Below are 19,284 nucleotides of genomic sequence, written 5' to 3' on the forward strand. Positions count from 1 at the left end.
GCGTGCCGCTCGCGGGCGTGGCGCCGGCCGGTCCCCGGCGGGCCCCGCCGTCCGGGCGCGCGCGTGCCCGTCGCCGCGCGGCCCGAGGGAGCGTGGCGCCCGGACGGGCCGTCACCCGTCCCACAGCGGGGCTTCCCTGAGGGGGCCGCGCAGGGAAGCCCGCACGGGCGCCCGGGGGCCGTCCCGCCGCCCCACGCGCGCGTGCCGCTCGCGGGCGCCACCGGCCCCGGGGGCCGCGCAGGCACGGCCGCGCAGGCCCCCCGCCCTCGCGCCGCCACCCCCCTTCACGCACGCGTGCCCGTACGGAACCCCTCCGTACGGGCACGCAGCGCGCGGCAGCGGGACCAAGCCGTCAGATGCCCGCCGCAGCCGCCAGGTCGCGCTTGACGGACGTCAGGACCGTTGTGGCGGTCGAGCGGGCCGTGGCCAGTTCGCTCGCGTCGGCGACCGGGACCACGACCTCCAGGTAGCACTTCAGCTTCGGCTCCGTGCCGCTCGGGCGGACGATCACGCGGGCCTTGAAGTCGCCCTCCAGGTAGTAGCGCAGGCCGTCCGTCGGCGGGAGCGTCTCCGTGCCCTTGGTCAGGTCCTCCGCCGTGACGACGGTCAGGCCGGCCAGGGCCGTCGGCGGGTGCTCGCGCAGGCGGCGCATGGCGTTCGCGATGACGGTCAGGTCCTCGACGCGCACCGACAGCTGGTCCGTGGCGTGCAGGCCGTGGGCCACCGCGAGGTCGTCCAGGAGGTCCTGGAGCGTACGGCCCTGCTCCTTCAGCTCCGAGGCCAGCTCGGTGACGAGCAGCGCCGCCGTCACGCCGTCCTTGTCGCGCACGCCCTGCGGGTCGACGCAGTAGCCCAGCGCCTCCTCGTAGCCGTACCGCAGGCCCTCCACGCGGGCGATCCACTTGAAGCCGGTCAGAGTCTCCTCGTAGCCGAGCCGGGCCGCCTCCGCGATCCGGCCGAGCAGCGACGACGACACGATCGACTCGGCGAAGACCCCCGTCGCGCCCTTGTGCACCAGATGCTCGGCGAGCAGCGCGCCGACCTCGTCGCCGCGCAGCATCCGCCAGTCGCCGTTGTCCGGGACGGCCACCGCGCAGCGGTCGGCGTCCGGGTCGTTGGCGATGACGATGTCCGGCCGGACCTCGCGGGCCTTGGCGAAGGCCAGGTCCATCGCGCCCGGCTCCTCCGGGTTCGGGAAGGCGACCGTCGGGAAGGCCGGGTCCGGCTCGGCCTGTTCGGCCACGAGCACCGGCTCCGGGAACCCGGCCCGCTCGAACGCGGCGAGGACGACGTCCTTGCCGACGCCGTGCATGGCCGTGTAGACGACCCGGGCGGTGCGCGGGGAGCCGCCCGACAGGACCGCGTCCGTACGCTCCAGGTACGACTCCAGGACCTCGTCGCCGAGGGTCTGCCAGCCCTCCGTGGCGCGCGGCACGTCCTTCAGCGAGGCGATCGCGTCGATCTCGGCGGCGATCTCCGCGTCGGCGGGCGGCACGATCTGCGAGCCGTCGCCGAGGTACACCTTGTAGCCGTTGTCCCGCGGCGGGTTGTGGCTGGCGGTCACCTCGACACCGGCGGCGGCGCCCAGGTGCCTTATGGCGTACGCGAGGACCGGCGTCGGCAGCGGGCGGGGCAGGACGGCGGCGCGCAGTCCGGCGCCGACCATCACCGCGGCGGTGTCCAGGGCGAAGTCGGCCGACTTGTAGCGGGCGTCGTAGCCGATCACGACCAGCCCGTCGGTCTGCCCCTTCGCCTTGAGGTACGCGGCGAGACCGGCGGCGGCCCGGATGACGACGGAACGGTTCATCCGCATGGGCCCGGCGCCCAGCTCGCCCCTCAGCCCGGCGGTGCCGAACTGGAGCGTGCCGCTGAACCGGGCGGCCAGCTCGTCCGTGTCCCCGGACTCGATGAGCTTGGCCAGCTCCTCGCGGGTCTCGCTGTCCGGATCCTCGGCCAGCCACGCCTCGGCCCGGGCGATGAGGTCCTGCTGCTGCACGGTGTTCTGCCTCTCTGGTGTGGTGCGGGGAAGGGGTACGGGGTACGGCTTGCGGGGCCTGCCCCGTAACCCGTACCCCGTATGTCGCCGTGCGTGCGGCTAGATGCGGTCGAGAACCCGCGTGAGCAGCTCGCCCATCCGGGCGGCCGAGTCGCGGCCGGCCTGGAGGACTTCCTCGTGGTTGAGGGGCTCGCCGGTCAGACCGGCGGCCAGGTTGGTGACGAGGGAGATGCCGAGCACCTCGGCGCCCGCCTCACGGGCCGCGATGGCCTCCAGGACGGTGGACATGCCGACCAGGTCGCCGCCGAGCACGCGGACCATGTTGATCTCGGCCGGGGTCTCGTAGTGCGGGCCGGGGAACTGCACGTAGACACCCTCTTCGAGGGTGGGGTCGACCTCCTTGCACAGCGCGCGCAGGCGCGGCGAGTACAGGTCGGTCAGGTCGACGAAGTTCGCGCCGATGATCGGCGAGGTCGCCGTGAGGTTGATGTGGTCGCTGATCAGCACCGGCTGGCCGGGGCGCATGCCCTCGCGCAGACCACCGCAGCCGTTGGTGAGGACGACGGTCTTGCAGCCGGCGGCGACGGCGGTGCGGACGCCGTGCGAGACGGCGGCGACGCCGCGGCCCTCGTAGAAGTGGGTACGGCCGAGGAAGACCAGGACGCGCCGCTCACCGATCTTGTACGAGCGGATCTTGCCGCCGTGGCCCTCGACCGCGGGCGGCGGGAAGCCGGGCAGCTCGGTCACCGGGAACTCGGCCTCGGGTGCGCCGAGCGCGTCGACGGCCGGAGCCCAGCCGGAGCCCATCACCAGGGCGACGTCGTGGGTCTCGGCACCGGTCAGCTCGCGCAGCCGCGCGGCGGCGGCGTCGGCGGCGGCGTGGGGGTCGCCGAGGGTGTGGTCCGGGGTGGCAGATGCGTTCACTGAGTCTCTCGCCTCGGGAAGGAGCGTGGTCCCGGCCTGCCCGGAATCGGTCCGGCCGGGGCCCGGGGTCGGCCCCGGGAGGTTTTTTGTACGCGCAAGAGCGTAGCCCGAGAATGCCTACGCGCGTAGATGACGATGCCCACGGACATGCGATCGTTGTCTTGTCGCATCCGACGAACGCCGTCGCCACCTCGGGTGGGATCAGCCGTTGGCGTCCGTGACCAGGACGTCCTTGTCGTTGAACACCTCGACGATGAAGATCAGCAATCGGCCCATGCTCACCGTGTACTCCACGAGGATGTTCTGGGTGAGCCGGATCGTGCGGTCGTCTCCGGTGGCGCTTATGGGCCGGGAGAGGTCCAGGAACGGGTCTCGGGCGAGCAGCGAGATGCCCTTGTCGAACGCCGCGCGCTGCTCGTCGTCGAGCCGGTCACGGGCCGCGGCCGCCTGCTCGGTGAAGAACACCTGGTACGTGGGCATGATGCTCCCTCCGCCCTGCTTCCGGGGCGAGTGTAGGGGGTACGGACCCGGTTCAGCAGGGCCGCTTGCGCAGCTCCATCACATAGTCGTGGGGCGCGCCCGCCGAGTCCGCGGCATCCGCGATCTCGCCCAGGTAGCGGGCGGACGGCAGCCCGCCCTCGTAGCCGTTGAGGACGTACACCCAGGCCGGCTCCTCGCCGTCCAGGGTGTCCACGCGGACCCGCATCCGGCGGTAGATGTCGAGGCCGACACCCTCCCAGCGGTCCATCGAGTCCTCGTCCATCGGCGCGATGTCGTACAGCGCGACGAAGACCTGTGAACGCGGTGCCTCCACGATCGTGGCGAGCGCGCCCTCCCAGCCCATCTGCTCGCCGCCGAACGTCAACCGCCAGCCGTTGAGCCATCCTGTGCCGCGCAGCGGCGAATGCGGTGCGCGGCGGCTCATCAGCCGCGCGTCGAGGTTGCCGGCGTACGCGGCGTAGAGCGACATGGGATCGAGGGTACGGGAGGCGGACCGGTGCTCGCCGAAGCCCGCCGGGCCCGTATGGAGGCCCCGGGGCGTGATCACTTGAAGCGTGCGGGACAATGGAGTACGCACTGCACGCCCAGCGGGGTCACTCCCCGGCAGAACGAGAGCGCGAGGCGTAACCCACGTGACCCGGATCGTGATCATCGGTGGCGGACCTGGCGGATACGAGGCGGCCCTGGTGGGCGCCCAGCTCGGCGCGGAGGTGACCGTCGTCGACTGCGACGGCCTCGGCGGAGCGTCCGTCCTGACCGACTGCGTACCTTCGAAGACCCTGATCGCGACGGCCGAGGTGATGACCACCTTCGACTCCTCCTACGAGGAGCTCGGCATCATCGTCGCGGACGACACTCCCCATGTGGAGCAGGCGGCCCGTGTCGTCGGTGTCGACCTCGGCAAGGTCAACCGACGGGTGAAGCGGCTCGCGCTCGCCCAGTCCCACGACATCACCGCCTCCGTCACGCGCGCGGGGGCACGCGTGCTGCGCGGCCGGGGCCGGCTGTCGGGCCGGCAGGCCATGGACGGCTCCCGCCAGGTGGTCGTGACCGCCGCCGACGGCACCGAGGAGACCCTCACCGCCGACGCCGTGCTGATCGCGACCGGCGGCCACCCGCGCGAGCTGCCGGACGCCCGGCCCGACGGCGAGCGGATCCTCAACTGGACCCAGGTGTACGACCTGGCGGAGCTCCCCGAGGAGCTCATCGTGGTCGGTTCGGGTGTCACCGGCGCCGAGTTCGCCGGTGCCTACCAGGCGCTGGGCTCGCGCGTCACCCTCGTCTCCTCCCGTGACCGCGTGCTGCCGGGCGAGGACCCGGACGCCGCCGCCGTCCTCGAGGACGTCTTCCGCCGCCGCGGCATGAACGTCATGGCCCGCTCCCGCGCCGAGGCCGCCAAGCGGGTCGGCGACCGCGTCGAGGTCACCCTCTCCGACGGCCGGGTCATCTCCGGCACCCACTGCCTGATGGCGGTCGGCGCCGTCCCGAACTCCGCCGGGATGGGCCTGGAGGAGGCCGGGGTCCGGCTCAAGGACTCGGGCCACATCTGGACCGACAAGGTCTCCCGCACCACCGCCCCCGGCGTCTACGCAGCCGGTGACGTCACCGGTGTCTTCGCGCTGGCCTCGGTCGCGGCGATGCAGGGCCGGATCGCGATGTACCACTTCCTCGGCGACGCCGTGACGCCGCTGAACCTGAAGACGGTGTCCTCGAACGTCTTCACCGACCCGGAGATCGCCACCGTCGGCTACACCCAGGCCGACGTCGACGCCGGCAAGATCGAGGCCCGGTCCGTGAAACTGCCGCTGCTGCGCAACCCGCGCGCCAAGATGCAGGGCATCCGGGACGGCTTCGTGAAGATCTTCTGCCGGCCGGGCACGGGGATCGTGGTCGGCGGCTGTGTCGTGGCGCCGCGCGCCAGCGAATTGATCCACCCGATCTCGATCGCGGTCGACAACAATCTGACGGTCGAGCAGATCGCAAACGCCTTCACGGTGTACCCCTCCCTGTCGGGCTCGATCGCGGAAGTGGCACGGCAGTTGCACACCCGTAAGGCGACCGGGGAAGCGTGACCGTCGGATAAAACCCGACGAACCCCCGGCAAGTCTGGACAAGTGCGGGGTCGCCCATACCACTTGGCGGCCCCGGCTGTGCATAACTTCTCCTATTCGGCGCATAGTGCTGAAAAGTATCGGCTGCTGGGGTTACTGTCAGTTTCGTGTTCGCTGCAGAACGTCGTCAACTGATCCTCGAAATGGTGCGAGCCAATGGGGCCGTGTCGCTCCGTGAGCTCGCCCGCGTCGTCCAGACCTCCGAAGTGACCGTACGGCGGGACGTGCGGGCACTGGAGGCAGAAGGACTCCTCGACCGCCGGCACGGCGGTGCGGTACTGCCGGGCGGATTCACGCGAGAGTCCGGCTTTCCGCAGAAATCCCATCTCGCGACAGCGGAGAAGACCGCCATCGCCGACCTCGCCGCGGGCCTGGTCGACGAGGGCGAGGCCATCGTCGTCGGCGCCGGGACCACCACCCAGGAGCTGGCCCGGCGGCTGGCCCGGGTGCCCGGACTGACCGTCGTCACCAACTCCCTGCTGGTGGCCCAGGCCCTCGCCCACGCCAACCGCGTCGAGGTCGTCATGACCGGCGGCACCCTGCGCGGCTCCAACTACGCGCTGGTGGGCAGCGGGGCCGAGCAGTCCCTGCAGGGCCTGCGGGTCACCCGGGCCTTCCTGTCCGGGAGCGGGCTCACCGCCGAGCGCGGCCTGTCCACGTCCAACATGCTCTCCGCGAGCGTGGACCGGGCGCTGGTCCAGGCGGCCGCGGAGGTCGTGGTCCTCGCCGACCACACCAAGCTGGGCACCGACACGATGTTCCAGACGGTGCCCACGGATGTGATCACCCGCCTGGTCACCGACGAGCCTCCCGCCCACGACGACCGCGCCGCCACCGAACTGCAGGCCCTGGCCGACCAGGGCGTACAGATCGCGGTCGCCGGTACGGGCCCGGCGGACGCCGCCCCACCGGGGCGCCAGCCCCGCCGGGACGTCCCGCTGCCGGGCCAGCGCGCCCGCCACCCCGGCGCCCTCAGAAGCACGGCCTCCACCCTGGCCGACGGCTCGCCCCAGGACCGCGGCGCCGTACGGGTGGCGGACCTGCGGCGGCGCTGAGCGCCGGGACCGGCCGGGGCCGTACGGTCAGGTCTTCAGGCCGCGCAGGGTCAGGGTGAGGAGCCGGTCCGCCAACGCCGGGTCGTCCGGGTTCTGTTCGGCCGCCAGTGCGATCGCGTTGGTCAGCTGGAGCAGATCGCCGATCGAGACGTCCGGGCGTACGGCACCCGCTTCCTGCGCCCGGGCCAGCAGCCGCTCGCCCGCCGCGCGCAGCGGCACACTGCACTGCGAGAGCGCCGAACTCTCGTCGTACGACGCCGACATGAGCGCCGGGGCCAGGCCGCGGTACTCACCTGCATGGGTGATCAGGTCGCGTAGCCACTCCACCAGGGCCCGGCACGGCTCGCCCGCGCCCGCCAGTGCGTGGGAGCGCTCGACCAGCGACGCCAGGGCCTCTTGGAAGACGGCGTTCATCAGCGCGTGGCGGTTGGGGAAGTGGCGGTAGAGCGTGCCGATGCCGACCCCCGCGCGGCGGGCGACGTCCTCAAGGGACGCGTCCGTGCCGTGCTCGGCGAAGGCGGCCCGGGCCTCGTCCACCAGACGCTCGTAATTACGCCGGGCGTCCGCGCGCATCGGCCGCACCGCGGCCACGGCGCCTGCCGCACCTGTCGTACCCGTCATCGTTCCGACCTCCTCCCGCCGGCTCCTCCAGGATGCCATCGCCCCTACGCAGAGGGGCCCGCGGACGGTCAGGTCCACGGGCCCCTCGGCGTATTTCGGCTACGACCGTCAGTCCTTGATCTCACAGATCGCGGCGCCCGAGCTGACCGAGGCGCCGACCTCGGCCGACAGGCCCTTGACCGTGCCCGCGCGGTGCGCGTTCAGCGGCTGCTCCATCTTCATGGCCTCCAGGACGACGATCAGGTCGCCCTCCTTGACCTCCTGGCCCTCCTCGACGGCCACCTTGACGATGGTGCCCTGCATCGGGGAGGTCAGCGTGTCGCCGGAAGCCGCCGACGAGGACTTCTTCGCCGCGCGGCGCTTCGGCTTCGCACCGGCCGCCAGGCCCGTACGGGCCAGGGTCATCCCCAGCGAGGACGGCAGCGACACCTCGAGGCGCTTGCCGCCGACCTCGACGACGATCGTCTCGCGGCCGGCCTCGTCCTCCTCCGCCTCGGCGGCACCGGTGGAGAACGGCTTGATCTCGTTGACGAACTCGGTCTCGATCCAGCGCGTGTGCACCCGGAACGGGTCCGCGGTGAATGCCGGGTCCACGACGACGGCCTGGTGGAACGGGATGGCCGTGGCCATGCCCTCCACCTTGAACTCGGCCAGCGCCCGCGCCGCCCGCTGGAGCGCCTGCTCACGCGTCGCACCGGTCACGATGAGCTTGGCGAGCAGCGAGTCCCACGCCGGGCCGATGACCGAACCGGACTCGACACCCGCGTCCAGCCGGACACCCGGGCCGGTCGGCGCGTCGAAGGTGGTGACGGTGCCGGGGGCCGGGAGGAAGTTACGGCCCGGGTCCTCGCCGTTGATGCGGAACTCGAACGAGTGACCCCGGATGGCCGGGTCGTCGTAGCCGAGCTCCTCGCCGTCGGCGATCCGGAACATCTCACGGACCAGGTCGATGCCGGTGACCTCTTCGGTGACCGGGTGCTCCACCTGGAGACGGGTGTTGACCTCCAGGAAGGAGATCGTGCCGTCCAGACCGACGAGGAACTCGACGGTGCCCGCGCCGACGTATCCGGCCTCCTTGAGGATGGCCTTGGACGCGGCGTAGAGCTGGGCGTTCTGCTCCTCGGAGAGGAACGGCGCCGGGGCCTCCTCCACCAGCTTCTGGTGGCGGCGCTGCAGCGAGCAGTCACGGGTGGAGACGACCACGACATTGCCGTGCTGGTCGGCGAGGCACTGGGTCTCGACGTGGCGCGGCTTGTCCAGGTACCGCTCGACGAAGCACTCGCCACGGCCGAAGGCGGCGACGGCCTCGCGGACCGCCGAGTCGTACAGCTCCGGCACCTCTTCCAGGGTCCGGGCGACCTTCAGACCGCGGCCACCGCCACCGAACGCGGCCTTGATCGCGATCGGCAGGCCGTGCTCCTCGGCGAAGGCGACGACCTCGTCGGCGCCGGAGACCGGGTCGGGGGTGCCCGCGACCAGCGGCGCGCCGGCGCGCTGGGCGATGTGACGGGCCGCCACCTTGTCACCCAGGTCGCGGATGGCCTGCGGCGGCGGGCCGATCCAGGTCAGACCCGCGTCGATCACGGCCTGTGCGAAGTCGGCGTTCTCGGACAGGAATCCGTAACCCGGGTGGATCGCGTCCGCCCCGGCGTCCTTCGCGGCCTGCAACACCTTGGCCATGTCCAGGTAGCTGGCCGCCGGGGTGTCACCGCCCAGGGCGAACGCCTCGTCGGCCGCGCGTACATGCAGTGCGTCCCGGTCCGGGTCGGCGTAGACAGCTACGCTGGCGATCCCGGCATCCCGGCAGGCACGGGCGACACGGACAGCGATTTCGCCACGGTTGGCGATGAGCACCTTGCGCACGATGGCTCCCTCCTTGCAGTGTTTTTCCAGGGGGCGTGCCCCCGGACCCCCGGCCGGATCCACCCGAGCCAGGGTGCTCGACGGGTCACCGCGCCGATGACTTCCCAGAACACGCTGAGTTTAGGGACTGCCGACACGGCCTTTCGACCCGTCCCCAATGGTGAGCTTGCCCACACGGAGCGTGATTCACGGCTTGCCACGTTCGTGAAACCCCTTGTCACACCACGGTACGCAGGGTTCCTGCACGGCACAGTAACCCTGCGGTGTGGCCAAGGTCTCTGTCGCGGCGTCCAGCGGGCGTTCCTGTTTCTTTGTGGAGTCCCTACGAATGGCCGAATGATTCTTTGCCAGCGTAGGGCGATCGGATCGCGCCGCGCAGGACCCTTGCCCCAAGGTTTACCCGTTAGTAGCCTGCGCGCTGTCGTCCGTACTGCTGGTAACGCAGGTTTCAGGGGGTGGCCCACGTGGCCCGCAGACCGATAGCTCTCGTGGCGGCGCTCGTGCTGCTCCTTGAGGCGGTGGGCATCGTCGCCCTCAACGCCGTGATGGCCCGGTTCGTCGAGATCCAGTCGATGTCCCTCGACGGCCTGGATCCCGACGCGATGGTGACGGGCACCTGGGCGCTCGGCATCGTCTCGGGCGTGTTGCTCGCCCTGTGCGCGCTGGTCTGCCTGCTCGCAGGGGTCCGCGACCGCCGTCCCGGCCGTCCGAGCCGCGCACTGCTGATCGGCTGCGCGGTGGTGCACGGCATCCTCGGCGCGGTGACGGTGGGGCTGGTGGGCTGGGCGGCCTTCGCGTTCATGATGGTCGTGCTGGGGCTGATCGTGCTCACCCTGGTGGCGTACGGGGAGACCGACGCGGACCACGACGGCCCGGCGTCCGGATCGACGCCCCCCGCGGCCGAGGGGGCCGCTCCCGCCTAGAAGGCGGCGTGGGCTGCGCCTCCATGCGGTAGAACCAGGGTGACACATGGGGGTGTTGTGGAGTCACTGCGTGCTGGGGATCCCGCGGAGATAGGCCCGTTTCCGTTGCTCGCCCGCCTGGGTGAGGGCGGCATGGGGGTGGTGTATCTCGCCTTGACCGCCGACGGAAGGGCCGTCGCGCTCAAGACCGTACGGCCGGACCTGGCGGACGCCCCCGGGTTCAGGAAGCGGTTCGCTCGTGAGGTGCGGGCCTGCCAGGCGGTGAGCGGGCCGGGCATGGTGCCGGTCGTCGACTTCGACACCGAGGGGCCGCTGCCCTGGCTGGCCACCGCGTACGTCCCCGGGCCGTCGCTGGGCGCCGCCGTGGCCGCCCACGGCCCGCTGCCCGAAGAGGCCGTACGCCGCCTGCTGGGCGGTCTTGCCCAGGCGCTGGTCACCGTCCACGCCGCCGGACTCGTGCACCGGGACGTCAAGCCGACCAATGTGCTGCTCGCCGCCGAAGGACCCCTGCTGATCGACTTCGGGATCGCCCGCGCGGCCGACGACACCGTGCTGACCGGTACGGGCGTGGTGATCGGTTCGCCCGGTTACATGCCGCCGGAGCAGGCGTCGGGGCGGACCGTCGAGTCGGCGGGCGATGTCTTCTCGCTGGGGGCGGTGGTGGCCTACGCGGCCATGGGGCGCGGCCCGTTCGGCTCCGGGGCCGGATATGAGCTGCTGTACCGCGTCGTCCACGAGGAACCGGACCTGGAGGGTCTGCCGCCCCGGCTGGCGGGGGTGGTGCACCGGATGCTGGCGAAGGATCCGGCCGACCGGCCCGAGGCGCGGGAACTGGTGAGCGAGGGTCCGGCCGGGGCGGAGAGCTGGTTGCCGGGACCGGTACTGGCGGACGTCACGCGCCGGTCGGGGAGGCTGCGGGCGCTGTCGTCCCAGGCGGCGACGCGGGTGCTGACGCCCGCCGCCCCCGCGCCCACGGCCCCCATGCCTCCGGTCGCCCCGACGCGGATCGCTCCCGCGCGGCCCGCCGCCTCCCCTCCGGCCAGGCGGATCAGCCGGCGGGCGCTGCTCGGCGGTGGCGTCGGCCTCTCGGCGGCGCTGCTCGGCGGGGCCTGGGCCCTGAGGCAGGGCCTCGGTGGCCGCGCCGGCCAGGAGCTTCGGGCGCCCTCATGGACGTACACGCACGACGCCGCGCTCGTCACGCCGCCCGCGCCGGGGCGGGGTTTCGTCGCCTTCGGCGACGAGCGGGGCAGGGTCGCGCTGGTGGGCCAGAACTCGCAGGAACTGGAATGGGCCGTCGATCTCGGCGACGGGGTGGGTCCGGCCCAGGTGCCTGTGGCCGTGGGGCGGACCCGGCAGCGCAAGGACGACATCGTCCTGGCGCTGACCGAGGACAAGGAGCTGCACGGCCTGGACCGGGAGTCGGGGGAGAAGCGCTGGTCGGAGTTGTTCACCGGAGAAGACGTCAGGCTGCTCCCCCAGCGGGGAGACGGCCGCGTCCTCGTCGTCACCGGCGCCCCGGGCGTCGACAAGGTCACGGCCGTGAGCGCCAACGGTCTCGAGCTGATGCAGAAACACCCGAACGGCGCCGCCCTGGCGTGGGACGAGGGCGACGCCGTGGCGCTGTACGGCCTGGGGGAAGCGACGCCGAGCGGGCGACCGGAGCGCTGGACCCTGTCCGTACCGGACGGCGAGGAGTCGGCGTCGCTCACCCTGCCGGCCGGAACGGCCTCCGCCGCCACCGAGGTTGACAAGCATCTCTACTTCCACACGCGTCGCGGCGTCGCGTGCGAGCCGCTCACCGCGGACGGGGAGCGGTGGGAGTTCGCCGCGGACGGCGACAGCGTGAACGTCGACCAGGAGCCGCCGACCATCGTCGAGGAGCAGGTGATCTTCCGGTATGGGGAGGCGCTCTACGCGGTGAACAGGAAGTTCGGCGGCCGGCTCTGGAAGTTCGTCGCCGACGGCCAGATCACTGGGAGGCTCTCCACGGCGCCGACGGGCGAGGAGGAGGGGGGCCTGCTGCTCTTCGGCACGGACCAGGGCACGCTCTACGCCCTGGCCGGCCGCTCCGGGAAGATGGTCTGGCGGCACGCCATGCCCGGCGGACCCGTCCACGGGCCGGTCCTGGACGGCGATCTGCTGTACGTGGCGCAGGGGCGCACCCTGTACGCGCTGGACGTGGCCGGGCCGCGCCGGGTCTGAGCGGGGCTCAGACCCACAGATCGGTGATCGGGGTCCCCAGCTCGGCCAGGAGCCGCCGCAGGAGCGGCAGGGACAGACCGATCACGTTGCCCGCGTCGCCGTCGATGCCGTCGACGAAGGGGGCCGAGCGGCCGTCGAGGGTGAAGGCGCCCGCCACGTGGAGGGGCTCGCCGCTGGCGACGTACGCGGCGATCTCGGCGTCGGTCGGTTCGCCGAAGCGGACGGTGGTCGAGGCGGTGGCGGAGGCGCGGCGGCCGGTGGCCGTGTCGATCACGCAGTGCCCCGTCCGCAGGACCCCGGAGCGCCCGCGCATCGACTTCCAGCGGGCGGTGGCCTCCTCGGCGTCGGCGGGCTTGCCCAGCGCCTCACCGTCGAGTTCGAGGACGGAGTCGCACCCGATGACGAGCGCCCCGGCGGCCTCGGGCCGTGCGGCGACGGCGGCGGCCTTCGCCTCACCGAGGACGAGCGCGAGCTCGGCCGGGCTCGGAGCGGAGAGCGCGTCCTCGTCGACCCCACTGACGATCACCTCGGGTGCGAGCCCGGCCTGCCGCAGCAGACCGAGTCGGGCGGGCGAGGCGGAGGCGAGCACGAGGCGGCGGGCGGCGGCAGTCATGTCAGGCAGGGTATCCAGGCCCGGGCCGCCGACGGAATCGGCACCAGGGCCGACGGCGGGTGGCGGCGTTCGCGCGGGGCCTGAAGGCCCCGGCGCGGGCGGCCAGGGCGTCGGGGTGACGGTTTCGAAGGCCGCGGCCCAGCTGCCGGCCCCTCGGCCGGCCGTTCCGCCGACCGGCCCGGCGGGCGAATGCCGGACGCGTCAGCGAACGCCCGCCACGAACATCGCCACCACCATCGCCAAAGCCAGCAGGATGCCCGCGCGGCGCATCATCGCCTGCATGTCGCGCATGTCCTTCGGCGGCTCGTTCTTCGGGTCGGACCAGAGCATGTGATCGATCCTGCTGGCGGCGCGCCCGGTGCGCCTGAGTACCCGTACTCAGGCGCACCGGTGCCAAGGGACTAATCACGGCGTAGTACCCGTGGCGTACACACCCGCCCGGGCCGCCGTCAGGGCCGCCCGGACCGCCCGGGTGGCGGAGTCCTCCGTCAGGGGCTCGTGGCTGATCGCGAAGCGGTAGTACAGCGGCGCCGCGACCGCCCGCAGGAGCTCCGTCGCGTCCGTGGCCGCCGGGATCTCGCCACGTTCGGCGGCGCGGGTGACCACCGGCGCCCACTCCTTCAGGCGGGTCGTGTAGAAGCCGTTCAGGGCCGCCGCGCAGTCGGCGTCGCAGGCCGCGGCCGCGATCACCGCGTGGAACAGCGGGGCCGAGGCGGGGTCGGTGAGCGTGCGGCGCACCAGGTCGGCGTTGGCGGTCAGGTCACCCTCCAGGGAGCCCGTGTCGGAGGCCGGCACGGACTGCTCGGCCATGTCCCGCAGGAGGTCGGCGACCAGGCCCACCGGCGAGCCCCAGCGCCGGTAGACGGTCGTCTTCCCGACCTCCGCCGCCGCCGCGATCCGGTCCAGGTGGAGGGCGTGGAAGCCGTGCGCCACCAGGGCGTCCCTGGTGGCCTCGAGGACCGCCGCGCGGACCTTCGCGGTACGGCCACCAGGGCGGACCGTCCCCGGCGTGGCCGATTTCGATGCACTCAAATGGGTCTCCAGTTCCGTTAAAGCGGAATCCTCTGCTAGCGTCCCAACCATCTTAACGGGAAAGTTAACCCATTAGGGAGTTTCGACATGAACACCTGGACCGCCGCCTGGACCGCGTCCCCCCAGCTGCCCTCCACCGGCTTCACCCCCAACTGGTCCCAGGAGGGCTTCTCGGACCACACCCTGCGCCAGATCGTGCGCGTCACGGCCGCCGGTGACCAGCTCCGTATCCGCCTCTCCAACGCCTACGGCACCGCGCCCCTCCACATCAGCGGCGCCACCGTCGGCCACAGCGCGGGCGGCGCCGCCGTCACCGGCGCGCGCCCCCTCACCTTCGGCGGCCGCACCACCGCCTCCGTCGGCGCCCACGGCCAGCTCACCAGCGACCCGGTCGCCCTGCCCGTCGCCCGCCTCGACGCCGTCACCGTCACCCTCCAGCTCGACGGCACCACCGGCCCCGCCACCTTCCACGCGCAGGGCTTCACCGACACCTTCCGCGCCGAGGGCGACCAGCTCGCCGACACCACCGGAGAGCCCTTCACCGAGCACACCCAGTCCTGGTACTACCTCGCCGGCATCGACGTGAGCGGCGCCGACCGTACCGACGCGGTCGTCCTCTTCGGGGACTCGATCACCGACGGCTTCGGCTCCACCCCCGGCGCCGACCGCCGCTACTCGGACGCGCTGGCCGCCCTCACCGACCGGCCCGTGCTCAACGCCGGCATCGGCGGCAACCTCGTCCTCAACGACTCGGCCTGGTACGGCGAACGCTCATCGGCCCGCTTCCACCGCGACGCCCTCGACCTGCCCGGCGTCTCCACCGTCGTCCTGCTCGAAGGCCTCAACGACCTCGGCTACAGCGAGGCCCACGACCAGCCCACGTACAAGCCCGCGCCGGTCGTCACCGCCGAGCAGCTGATCGCCGGCTACCGCACCCTGATCCGGCAGGCCCACGCGCGCGGCGTACGGATCGTCGGCGCCACCGTGCTCCCCTTCAAGGGCACCACCCACTGGGGCCACCACTCCGCCAAGACCGGCGCCGAGGTCAACGACTGGATCAGGGAATCGGGCGAGTTCGACGCCGTCGTCGACTTCCACCGGCTACTCGCCGACCCCGCCGACCCGGACGCGCTCAACCCCGCCTACGCCTACGAGGACGGGCTGCACCCCAACGACGCCGGCTACCGCGTCATGGCCGAGGCCGTGGCCCCGCTCCTGTGAGCCGCTTCCGGAACGGCCAGGAGGCCGGGCCCCCCGCACACGGGGCCCGGCCTCCTTTTTCGTCGATCGGTCAGACCGGCCAGTAGGACCTGGCCCATGACCTCGGACCCGGCCTGGGCCGGGTGTACCGCGCGATCCGGGCGGGCGCCGACCACTCCTGCGGCACTTCGGGCGCCCCGGCCGCGGACGACGCCGTCGCCGCGGCCCGCGCCTGAACCACCGCGAGTGCGGCGGCCAGCTCCTCCGGGGTCGGATTACCTCGAACGACCTTGATCACAACGACTCCTCACCGGAGAAGGGCCTTTTGCGGGAGGCCCGCGGGGGACGGATTACAGGGGGATGTTGCCGTGCTTCTTCGGAGGCAGGCTTTCCCGCTTCGTCCGCAGCTGACGCAGCCCCTTCACCACCTGGGCACGTGTGTCCGACGGGCGGATCACCGCGTCCACGTAGCCGCGCTCGGCTGCCGTGTACGGGTTCAGCAGCGCGTCCTCGTACTCCTGGATCAGCCGCGCCCGCGTCGCCTCGGTCTCCTCCGGGCCACCCGCCTCGGCGATGGCGCGGCGGTGCAGGATGTTGACCGCGCCCTGCGCGCCCATCACCGCGATCTGCGCGGTCGGCCAGGCCAGGTTGAGGTCCGCGCCGAGGTGCTTGGAGCCCATGACGTCGTACGCGCCGCCGAAGGCCTTGCGCGTGATGACCGTGATCAGCGGGACCGTCGCCTCCGCGTACGCGTAGATCAGCTTCGCGCCGCGCCGGATGATGCCGCCGTACTCCTGGTCGACACCGGGCAGGAAGCCGGGCACGTCGACGAAGGTGAGCACCGGGATGTTGAAGGCGTCGCAGGTGCGCACGAAACGCGCCGCCTTCTCCGAGGCGTTGATGTCCAGACAGCCCGCGAACTGCATCGGCTGGTTGGCGACGATGCCGACCGGGAAGCCCTCGACCCGGCCGAAGCCGGTGACGATGTTCGGCGCGAACAGCGCCTGCGTCTCCAGGAATTCGCCGTCGTCCAGGACGTGCTCGATCACCGTGTGCACGTCGTACGGCTGGTTGGCGGAGTCCGGGATCAGCGTGTCCAGCTCGCGGTCCTCGTCGCTCACCGCCGTGTCGGCCTCCTCGGGGAAGGCCGGCGGCTCGGAGAGGTTGTTCGACGGCAGGTACGACAGCAGCGACTTGACGTACTCGATGGCGTCCTTCTCGTCACCCGCCATGTGGTGCGCCACACCGGAGGTGGTGTTGTGCGTCCGGGCGCCGCCCAGCTCCTCGAAGCCGACGTCCTCGCCCGTCACGGTCTTGATGACGTCGGGGCCGGTGATGAACATGTGCGAGGTCTGGTCGACCATCACCGTGAAGTCGGTGATGGCGGGGGAGTAGACGGCGCCTCCGGCGCACGGTCCCACCACCAGGCTGATCTGCGGGATCACGCCCGAGGCGTGGGTGTTGCGGCGGAAGATCTCGCCGTACATACCGAGGGCCATGACGCCCTCCTGGATCCGGGCGCCGCCCGAGTCGTTGATCCCGATCACCGGGCAGCCGGTCTTCAGCGCGAAGTCCATCACCTTGATGATCTTCTGCCCGAAGACCTCACCGAGCGCTCCGCCGAACACGGTGAAATCCTGCGAGAACACCGCCACCGGACGGCCGTCGACCGTGCCGTAGCCGGTGACGACACCGTCGCCGTACGGACGGTTCTTCTCCAGGCCGAAGCTGGTGGAGCGGTGCCGGGCGAACTCGTCCAGCTCCACGAAGGAGCCCTCGTCGAGCAGCAGATCGATCCGCTCGCGCGCGGTGAGCTTGCCCTTGGCGTGCTGCTTCTCCACGGCACGCTCGGAGCCGGCGTGTGTCGCCTCGTGGATACGGCGCTCCAGGTCCGCGATCTTGCCCGCGGTCGTGTGAATGTCGATCTCTTGGTGCATTGCCGGCTCGGACATCGGGATGCGGCTCCCTGCCTGGTCACGGGGGTTCGATGGCTACGAATGGCCTACTGACCCGTAGCGTAGTGGCGCGGATACGGTTCGGCAGTGCGGTGTTTGCCACACCTAGGCTGGCTTGCATGACGCCACAGAATGCGCCCGAGAGCCGCTGGTCCGACCTCGACCGGCCCCCGCTGAACGCCTCCGCGCTGCGCCGCGCACTGATCCGCCCGGACGGACTGTGGAGCTCCTTCGACCTGGTGACCACCACCGGCTCCACCAACTCCGACCTGGCCGCACGCGCCGACGAGCTCGCCCACGGCACCGTCCTGGTCGCCGAGGAGCAGACCTCCGGGCGCGGCCGGCTCGACCGCGACTGGGTCTCGCCGCCGCGCTCCGGGCTGTTCCTCTCCGTCCTGCTCAAGCCCGACGTCCCGGCCGACCGCTGGGGCTGGCTGCCGCTGCTGACCGGAGTGGCCGCCGCGGCCGGCCTCGCCAAGGCCGCCGGTGTCGACATGACCCTCAAGTGGCCCAACGACCTGCTGGTGACCGTCGGCGACCAGGAGCGCAAGACCGGCGGCATCCTCGCCGAGCGGGTCGGCGCCGACTCCATCGTCGTGGGCCTCGGCATCAACGTCACCCTCGGTGAGGACGAGCTGCCCGTCCCCGGCGCGGGTTCCCTCCTCCTCGCGAACGCCGTCTCCACCGACCGCGACACCCTGCTGCGGGCCGTGCTGCGCTCCCTGGAGCACTGGTACGAGAAGTGGAGCGCGGCGGACGGCGACCCGGCGGCCTCCGGGCTCCAGGAGGCGTACGCGGCCGGCTGCGCGACCCTGGGCCGGGCCGTGCGGGCCGAGCTGCCCGGGGAGCGCGCCCTGGTCGGCGACGCGGTCGCCATCGACGGGGACGGCCGGCTGGTCGTCGCCACCGAGGGCGGCGGCACCGAGGCGGTCGGCGCGGGCGACATCGTCCATCTGCGGGCGGAGGGCTGAGACCGGCCGTGCGCGCACAGCCGCACAGTGGCCCGAACCGGGATGTGAGCGGTGAACCAGGACGTGAGCTAGGGCACACCTGCCGTATCGTGGACGACGATCCACGACAGATCGGCAGGGCAGTGCGCAGGGAACGGGCAGGAGGCGGCCGGTGACCGTCGACAACACGACTTCGGGCGGGGCTGAGCCACCCTCGTATCCCACCCCCCACCATGTTGTCGACCATACGGCCGAGCCGACGGACGACCCTCTGGCGATCCGTCTCGAACAGCTCATCCTCGGTGCCGAGCGCCGCTACACGCCGTTCCAGGCCGCGCGTACGGCCGGGGTCTCGATGGAGCTGGCGTCGCGGTTCTGGCGGGCGATGGGCTTCGCCGACATCGGCCAGGCCAAGGCGCTCACCGAGGCCGACGTGCTGGCTCTGCGGCGGCTGGCCGGTCTGGTCGAGGCGGGACTGCTGAGCGAGCCGATGGCGGTGCAGGTGGCCCGGTCCACCGGCCAGACCACCGCCCGGCTCGCCGAATGGCAGATCGACTCGTTCCTGGAGGGCCTGACCGAGCCGCCCGAGCCCGGCATGACCCGCACCGAGGTCACCTATCCGCTGGTCGAGCTGCTCCTGCCCGAGCTGGAGGAGTTCCTGGTCTATGTGTGGCGGCGCCAGCTCGCCGCCGCCACCGGCCGGGTCGTGCAGGCCGCCGACGACGAGGAGATGGTCGACCGCCGGCTCGCCGTCGGCTTCGCCGACCTGGTCGGCTTCACCCGGCTCACCCGCCGCCTGGAGGAGGAGGAGCTCGGCGAACTGGTCGAGGCCTTCGAGACCACCTGCGCCGACCTGGTCGCGGCGCACGGCGGGCGGCTGATCAAGACCCTCGGCGACGAGGTGCTGTACTGCGCCGACGACGCCGGTACGGCCGCCGAGATCGCGCTGCGGCTGATCGAGACGCTCACCCACGACGAGACCATGCCCGCGCTGCGCGTCGGCATCGCCTTCGGCACCGTGACGACCCGGATGGGCGATGTCTTCGGCACGACCGTGAATCTGGCCAGCCGGCTCACCTCGATAGCGCCGAAGGACGCGGTCCTGGTGGACGGGGCGTTCGCCGAGGAGCTCTCCCGCACGGGTGACGCGCCGGTCTCGGAGGCGCAGGTGGCCGAGGAGGCCGCCGCGGCCGAGAAGGAGGGCGAGGCGCCCCCTTCGTACCGCTTCGCGCTCCAGCCGATGTGGCAGCGGCCCGTGCGTGGACTGGGTGTCGTGGAGCCCTGGCTGTTGACGAGGCGGCCGACCTAGGATCTGCTTCCGGTGAACCATCGTTAACC

At 72.1% G+C, this 19,284-nt stretch carries 18 protein-coding genes; 7 read left to right on the forward strand and 11 right to left on the reverse strand.

Annotation, left to right across the window (positions count from 1 at the left end):
• Window positions 1–352: 352 nt before the first annotated feature.
• From ACZ7LT_RS19880 to ACZ7LT_RS19895, 4 genes are all read right to left on the reverse strand, one after another.
• Entirely contained in the window at window positions 353–1,996 is a 1,644-nt protein-coding gene (locus ACZ7LT_RS19880) for a phospho-sugar mutase (RefSeq protein ID WP_471237340.1), read from the reverse strand.
• A 99-nt stretch (window positions 1,997–2,095) separates the two neighbouring features.
• Window positions 2,096–2,920, reverse strand: a complete 825-nt coding sequence (locus ACZ7LT_RS19885; RefSeq protein WP_471237341.1) for a purine-nucleoside phosphorylase — start codon at window positions 2,918–2,920, stop codon at window positions 2,096–2,098.
• Window positions 2,921–3,121: 201 nt separating this feature from the next.
• The gene (locus ACZ7LT_RS19890; protein WP_471237342.1) at window positions 3,122–3,400 is read right to left on the reverse strand and encodes a type II toxin-antitoxin system RelE family toxin; all 279 of its coding nucleotides are present in this window, start codon (window positions 3,398–3,400) and stop codon (window positions 3,122–3,124) included.
• A 52-nt stretch (window positions 3,401–3,452) separates the two neighbouring features.
• On the reverse strand, window positions 3,453–3,890 hold the full coding sequence (locus ACZ7LT_RS19895; protein ID WP_028797884.1) for a gamma-glutamylcyclotransferase family protein: 438 nt from the start codon (window positions 3,888–3,890) through the stop codon (window positions 3,453–3,455).
• A gap of 163 nt (window positions 3,891–4,053) precedes the next feature.
• On the opposite strand from ACZ7LT_RS19895, the gene ACZ7LT_RS19900 reads away from it, so the two are divergent.
• Both ACZ7LT_RS19900 and ACZ7LT_RS19905 read left to right on the forward strand, forming a co-directional pair.
• A complete protein-coding gene (locus tag ACZ7LT_RS19900; protein WP_471237343.1) occupies window positions 4,054–5,493 on the forward strand; it encodes an NAD(P)H-quinone dehydrogenase in 1,440 nt (479 codons plus the stop codon).
• A 182-nt stretch (window positions 5,494–5,675) separates the two neighbouring features.
• Window positions 5,676–6,587, forward strand: a complete 912-nt coding sequence (locus ACZ7LT_RS19905) for a DeoR/GlpR family DNA-binding transcription regulator (RefSeq protein WP_471237472.1) — start codon at window positions 5,676–5,678, stop codon at window positions 6,585–6,587.
• Window positions 6,588–6,614: 27 nt separating this feature from the next.
• Here ACZ7LT_RS19905 and ACZ7LT_RS19910 read toward each other — a convergent pair whose 3' ends face one another.
• Both ACZ7LT_RS19910 and ACZ7LT_RS19915 read right to left on the reverse strand, forming a co-directional pair.
• Complete coding sequence (locus ACZ7LT_RS19910; RefSeq protein WP_471237473.1) at window positions 6,615–7,160, reverse strand: TetR/AcrR family transcriptional regulator; 546 nt, start codon at window positions 7,158–7,160, stop codon at window positions 6,615–6,617.
• Window positions 7,161–7,316: 156 nt separating this feature from the next.
• Window positions 7,317–9,071 (reverse strand): acetyl/propionyl/methylcrotonyl-CoA carboxylase subunit alpha, encoded by a 1,755-nt coding sequence (locus ACZ7LT_RS19915; protein WP_471237344.1) that lies wholly within the window; start codon window positions 9,069–9,071, stop codon window positions 7,317–7,319.
• 464 nt (window positions 9,072–9,535) lie between these two features.
• Between ACZ7LT_RS19915 and ACZ7LT_RS19920 the strand changes: the two genes are divergently transcribed.
• Both ACZ7LT_RS19920 and ACZ7LT_RS19925 read left to right on the forward strand, forming a co-directional pair.
• Entirely contained in the window at window positions 9,536–9,994 is a 459-nt protein-coding gene (locus ACZ7LT_RS19920) for a hypothetical protein (protein ID WP_471237345.1), read from the forward strand.
• 57 nt (window positions 9,995–10,051) lie between these two features.
• Window positions 10,052–12,196, forward strand: a complete 2,145-nt coding sequence (locus ACZ7LT_RS19925; RefSeq protein ID WP_471237346.1) for a protein kinase domain-containing protein — start codon at window positions 10,052–10,054, stop codon at window positions 12,194–12,196.
• A 7-nt stretch (window positions 12,197–12,203) separates the two neighbouring features.
• Here ACZ7LT_RS19925 and ACZ7LT_RS19930 read toward each other — a convergent pair whose 3' ends face one another.
• The 3 genes from ACZ7LT_RS19930 to ACZ7LT_RS19940 all read right to left on the reverse strand — a co-directional run bounded on the left by ACZ7LT_RS19930 (window position 12,204) and on the right by ACZ7LT_RS19940 (window position 13,892).
• Window positions 12,204–12,809, reverse strand: coding sequence for a nucleoside triphosphate pyrophosphatase (locus ACZ7LT_RS19930; RefSeq protein WP_471237347.1), 606 nt, complete (start codon window positions 12,807–12,809; stop codon window positions 12,204–12,206).
• A 201-nt stretch (window positions 12,810–13,010) separates the two neighbouring features.
• Window positions 13,011–13,139, reverse strand: a complete 129-nt coding sequence (gene mmpB / locus ACZ7LT_RS19935) for a morphogenic membrane protein MmpB (protein ID WP_471237348.1) — start codon at window positions 13,137–13,139, stop codon at window positions 13,011–13,013.
• A gap of 75 nt (window positions 13,140–13,214) precedes the next feature.
• Window positions 13,215–13,892 carry a TetR/AcrR family transcriptional regulator gene (locus ACZ7LT_RS19940; protein ID WP_471237349.1) on the reverse strand — a complete coding sequence of 226 codons (678 nt, stop codon included), beginning with the start codon at window positions 13,890–13,892 and terminating at the stop codon, window positions 13,215–13,217.
• A gap of 36 nt (window positions 13,893–13,928) precedes the next feature.
• Here ACZ7LT_RS19940 and ACZ7LT_RS19945 point away from each other — a divergent pair, with 36 nt between their 5' ends.
• Window positions 13,929–15,062 (forward strand): SGNH/GDSL hydrolase family protein, encoded by a 1,134-nt coding sequence (locus tag ACZ7LT_RS19945; RefSeq protein ID WP_471237350.1) that lies wholly within the window; start codon window positions 13,929–13,931, stop codon window positions 15,060–15,062.
• A 70-nt stretch (window positions 15,063–15,132) separates the two neighbouring features.
• Here ACZ7LT_RS19945 and ACZ7LT_RS19950 read toward each other — a convergent pair whose 3' ends face one another.
• On the reverse strand, window positions 15,133–15,339 hold the full coding sequence (locus ACZ7LT_RS19950) for an acyl-CoA carboxylase epsilon subunit (protein ID WP_471237351.1): 207 nt from the start codon (window positions 15,337–15,339) through the stop codon (window positions 15,133–15,135).
• A 52-nt stretch (window positions 15,340–15,391) separates the two neighbouring features.
• Window positions 15,392–16,993: an acyl-CoA carboxylase subunit beta gene (locus ACZ7LT_RS19955; protein WP_471237352.1), complete on the reverse strand. Its 1,602-nt coding sequence runs from the start codon at window positions 16,991–16,993 to the stop codon at window positions 15,392–15,394.
• Between the two features lie 122 nt (window positions 16,994–17,115).
• Here ACZ7LT_RS19955 and ACZ7LT_RS19960 point away from each other — a divergent pair, with 122 nt between their 5' ends.
• Complete coding sequence (locus ACZ7LT_RS19960) at window positions 17,116–17,967, forward strand: biotin--[acetyl-CoA-carboxylase] ligase (protein ID WP_471237353.1); 852 nt, start codon at window positions 17,116–17,118, stop codon at window positions 17,965–17,967.
• Window positions 17,968–18,118: 151 nt separating this feature from the next.
• Window positions 18,119–19,255, forward strand: a complete 1,137-nt coding sequence (locus ACZ7LT_RS19965) for an adenylate/guanylate cyclase domain-containing protein (RefSeq protein ID WP_471237354.1) — start codon at window positions 18,119–18,121, stop codon at window positions 19,253–19,255.
• Window positions 19,256–19,284: the final 29 nt, after the last annotated feature.

This window comes from Streptomyces sp. NPDC039465 (assembly GCF_055639315.1).

Bases quoted from the DNA above. Each gene is read 5' to 3' on its own strand.
- ACZ7LT_RS19890 (WP_471237342.1), bottom strand. From the start codon at position 3,400: ATGCCCACGTACCAGGTGTTCTTCACCGAGCAGGCGGCCGCGGCCCGT.
- ACZ7LT_RS19910 (WP_471237473.1), bottom strand. From the start codon at position 7,160: ATGCGCGCGGACGCCCGGCGTAATTACGAGCGTCTGGTGGACGAGGCC.
- ACZ7LT_RS19960 (WP_471237353.1), top strand. From the start codon at position 17,116: ATGACGCCACAGAATGCGCCCGAGAGCCGCTGGTCCGACCTCGACCGG.
- ACZ7LT_RS19905 (WP_471237472.1), top strand. From the start codon at position 5,676: ATGGTGCGAGCCAATGGGGCCGTGTCGCTCCGTGAGCTCGCCCGCGTC.
- ACZ7LT_RS19930 (WP_471237347.1), bottom strand. From the start codon at position 12,809: ATGACTGCCGCCGCCCGCCGCCTCGTGCTCGCCTCCGCCTCGCCCGCC.
- ACZ7LT_RS19945 (WP_471237350.1), top strand. From the start codon at position 13,929: ATGAACACCTGGACCGCCGCCTGGACCGCGTCCCCCCAGCTGCCCTCC.
- ACZ7LT_RS19895 (WP_028797884.1), bottom strand. From the start codon at position 3,890: ATGTCGCTCTACGCCGCGTACGCCGGCAACCTCGACGCGCGGCTGATG.
- ACZ7LT_RS19940 (WP_471237349.1), bottom strand. From the start codon at position 13,892: ATGGTTGGGACGCTAGCAGAGGATTCCGCTTTAACGGAACTGGAGACC.
- ACZ7LT_RS19955 (WP_471237352.1), bottom strand. From the start codon at position 16,993: ATGTCCGAGCCGGCAATGCACCAAGAGATCGACATTCACACGACCGCG.
- mmpB (WP_471237348.1), bottom strand. From the start codon at position 13,139: ATGCTCTGGTCCGACCCGAAGAACGAGCCGCCGAAGGACATGCGCGAC.